The organism is Microcystis sp. LE19-10.1B (assembly GCF_027530565.1).
In the GTDB taxonomy this organism is placed as follows: Bacteria; Cyanobacteriota; Cyanobacteriia; order Cyanobacteriales; family Microcystaceae; genus Microcystis; species Microcystis aeruginosa.
The window spans coordinates 1-2,907 of record NZ_JAPZQM010000133.1; the positions used below are offsets into that span (position 1 = coordinate 1).

General features: G+C 45.1%; 2 protein-coding genes and 1 pseudogene. 1 reads left to right on the top strand and 2 read right to left on the bottom strand.

Going from position 1 to position 2,907, the window contains the following annotated elements:
• Positions 1-313: 313 nt before the first annotated feature.
• Positions 314-1,084 carry a peroxiredoxin-like family protein gene (locus O9332_RS04810; protein ID WP_002758812.1) on the bottom strand — a complete coding sequence of 257 codons (771 nt, stop codon included), beginning with the start codon at positions 1,082-1,084 and terminating at the stop codon, positions 314-316.
• Entirely contained in the window at positions 1,081-2,217 is a 1,137-nt protein-coding gene (locus tag O9332_RS04815; RefSeq protein ID WP_002758811.1) for an anhydro-N-acetylmuramic acid kinase, read from the bottom strand. The genes O9332_RS04810 and O9332_RS04815 overlap by 4 nt, the downstream gene beginning before the upstream one ends.
• 312 nt (positions 2,218-2,529) lie before the next feature.
• On the opposite strand from O9332_RS04815, the pseudogene O9332_RS04820 reads away from it, so the two are divergent.
• Positions 2,530-2,907 (top strand): annotated as a pseudogene (locus O9332_RS04820) (RNA-guided endonuclease TnpB family protein); the annotation flags it as partial.

Here is a 2,907-nt window from a genome sequence, read left to right on the forward strand (position 1 = left end):
TAATTAGGGTCTGCTGAAAAAGTTTTTCCTGGGGGTAGGAGTCAGTAGCCGGTCGTCAGGAGCCAGTCGTTTCAGGCTTTGTTGCCCTTGTTTTGTGTACCAAGCGATGTACTACAAGAAGGATAATGCAAGGTTTTTGAAAGTCCCAATCCTATTTTCGCAGCACTAACATCGGACTTTAACAGGTCAAAAGCCTTATTTTAAAAGGGTTTTACCATTATTCAGCAAGCCCTACTTAAGTAGTTTTTTAGCTATCAGCTAGAAAAGGTAAAAGTCAAGAGTTGGGAGTGAGCGAGATGCAGAATAAAAAAGCTTAATCCTGCAAAAAAGCGAGGGGATAACTCATATTCTCAGCAAATCCCAAGATACCTTGATCCCGATGCTCATAGAGTAAATTTCCTTGACTATCAAATAAAAAAGTCCCTCCCCGTTGGGTGAGATAACTACTATCGGGGATATATGTTGACCAATTGCCCAAAACTTGACTCATATTACGAAGTCTCAGGGTGGCTAATTCAAAAGGTCGCTGAAAACCTTGACCCCCAGCAAGATTGAATAGGGAACCCCGGAAAGGTGGTAAAGGCCGCGCTTGCATTGTTTCCTCCTCGGCAATTAATTGGGGGGCTTTGCGATCGCCAAGATAACCCCGCAGCACTTCGGCCAGAGTCCCCGGACTACCCACACCCGCACACATAAAAATTAGATTTAACCAAGCATTTTGCCCGGGAGAAAACCCAGGTAATTTTAGCGATAAACCGCGATAAAGTCCTAATAAATTATGTAATTCGGCTTTGGGGTCAACAAACAGCCAATCTTGCCGAAATTTCGTATATTCAGCGAATTTTAACCCTGAATTGCGATCGCCGATACCGATGGCACGAATGGTTATCCCGGCATTTTGCCAAAGGGCTGCCTCTTTTTCTAACCACCAAGCGTATTCGAGACTATCAAAATCTCCCAATTGCGGCCAAACAAGAATTAAAAGACGTTTATAATCGGCACAATCGCTTAAAATTGGCACTATTTGCCCATCGCTGACCCTTTGGCGTTGAATTGTTGAAAATATTTCATAGCTGCTGCTCATCTGTAAATTTCTCCTAATAAAACCGCTGCTTTTGCCCCCGTGACTTGCGGTAAATTACCGGGGAAATTGTGCCAGCGCCAATAGGCCAAGAGGGCAAAAGCGATCGCTTCTTTAAAATCGCTATTTAATCCTACCTCATCAGTGGTCAAAAGCTTGACATTTGACCCCAAATGTGCTAGGAGTCGTTGGCGCAGGTAGGCATTACGAGCGCCACCACCGCAGAGCAGCACTTCCGCGGGCATTTCTGGCAAAAAGGTTTGATAGCTGTGGGCGATCGAAATGGCGGTTAAATCGGTTAAACTAGCCAACCAGTCGGCATCACTGAGGCAATAAGCTTGGGCATCCTCGCGCAATTGGGCTAGATAGGCGGGGCTAAATAACTCTCTGCCAGTGGATTTAGGGGGATATTGTTGAAAATAAGGCTCCTGTAGCCATTTATGAACTAATTCGGAGCAGGGTTGACCCTGGGCCGACCATTGACCGTTATGGTCGTAGGTTTGTTGTCCTTGGCTCAAAAATTGTACGGCCAAATCGATGAGGACGTTGCCCGGTCCAGTATCCCAACCGAAAATTTTTTGCTGCCAATTTTCCCTTTGTCGGGGGGGTAGATAGGTTAAATTGCCAATACCGCCGATATTTTGAACACAGCGGGCTTTAGTGGGGTGAGAAAGCAGATAAGCGTCAATTTTCGGCACTAGGGGCGCACCGTGACCAGCTTGGGCGATATCGGCAGCGCGAAAATTACTAATGGTGGGAATACGGGTAATTTTTGCGATCGCTGCTCCCCGTCCTAATTGTACCGTGTAACCGAGGCGATCGTTTGCGGGGGGTCGATGAAAAACGGTTTGACCGTGACTGCCGATTAATTGGGCTTTTGGGGCTTCTTTTTGGATATTTAAAGCGGCACGGGCGAATTCTGCGGCGATATCATCATCTAAGCTGGCTAAAGCTTCAAGGTCGAGCTTTTCTCCCCCACAGACTTGTAAAATTGTCTCGCGTAATCGGGGGGAATAGGGATAGGTTTCTCCAGCTAATAATTGCACCTGTGGAGATTCCACTGTACCGCTAATCTCCACTAAAGCGGTATCGATACCATCCACCGATGTGCCACTGATTAAACCGATAACTAACAAGTTTTTTCCCTCAACTGTCGATTGTTGATTATTTTATCTTGAATGTCGGGGTGAAGACCGTTCGGACCTCGGCGTGAGCTTTTGTCGAACGCTGAGATCACGGCCGAAGCCCTCGCTTGAGCGCGACGGGATGAAACCCCGACCAGTATAAAACAGCACTTCGACAAGCTCAGTGACACGAAGCACGACATTTCGACACATTTCGACACATTTCGAGGGGCTTCGATGTAAGAGCTTCGATGTCAACTAAAATCTTGACAATCCGATGCTCTACAGGTTAACTTAAAATAAGTTGTTTGAGGTCGATAAACAATGATTGTCTTAGAAATGAAAGCCGTGGTTAAACCAAGTCAGTGTTCTGCCATTGATGAAGCTATTCGTACAGTACAATTCATCCGTAATAAGGCTTTAAGGCTTTGGATGGATGCCAAGAGAGAAGACAAAATCGATAAATATTCTCTCAATAAATATTGTGCAGTTCTCGCCAAACAGTTCAAGTTTGTCGATACTCTAAATTCTATGGCTAGACAAGCATCGGCCGAACGGGCTTGGTCAGCTATTGCCCGTTTCTATGACAATTGTAAGAAAAAAATAAAAGGTAAAAAAGGCTATCCCAAGTTTCAGAAAAATAATCGTTCTGTGGAATATAAAAACTGTGGGTGGAAACTATCAGAGGATAGAAAGAAAATA